Genomic DNA, 456 nt, shown 5'->3' with positions numbered 1-456 from the left:
GGCAACTTTAGCTTATTTAATTCCAGTTTATATAATAAATAAATTATTAGGGTTTGATTATCCTATAATATTTTATGTACTAAATACAATATTTATTATAATGTTTACAAGTGGCGCAAGAATAGCCTATAGAGCTATAAGAATAGTCATGAATAAGACATATTCTAGAGGCAAGATTTCAAATATCCTTATAATTGGTGCAGGAGATGCAGGAGAAATGGTTATACAGGAACTAAAAAGAAATCCAGAACTTAAGAAAGTAGCAGTGGCTATAATTGATGATGATAAAAATAAAATTGGAAGAATAATCCATAATGTAAAAATTGTAGGGACAACTTCAAATATAAAAGAGGTAGTTGAAAAGTACAATGTAGATGAGATAATCTTTTCAATAGCAAATATAGAGAAACGTAGAAAAAAAGAGATTATTGATATATGTAAAAACACTAACTGTAA

General features: G+C 27.0%; 1 protein-coding gene. It reads left to right on the top strand.

Annotation, left to right across the window (positions count from 1 at the left end; all coding sequences use genetic code 11):
- Positions 1-148 precede the first annotated feature (148 nt).
- On the top strand, positions 149-456 hold a 308-nt coding region (locus K0040_RS20195), incomplete at its 3' end, for a nucleoside-diphosphate sugar epimerase/dehydratase (protein ID WP_265588951.1).

This window comes from Terrisporobacter petrolearius, from assembly GCF_020748185.1.
Lineage (GTDB): Bacteria > Bacillota > Clostridia > Peptostreptococcales > Peptostreptococcaceae > Terrisporobacter > Terrisporobacter petrolearius.
The sequence above is the reverse complement of the archived record's forward strand: the minus strand, read 5'-3'. Positions and strand labels throughout refer to the sequence as shown.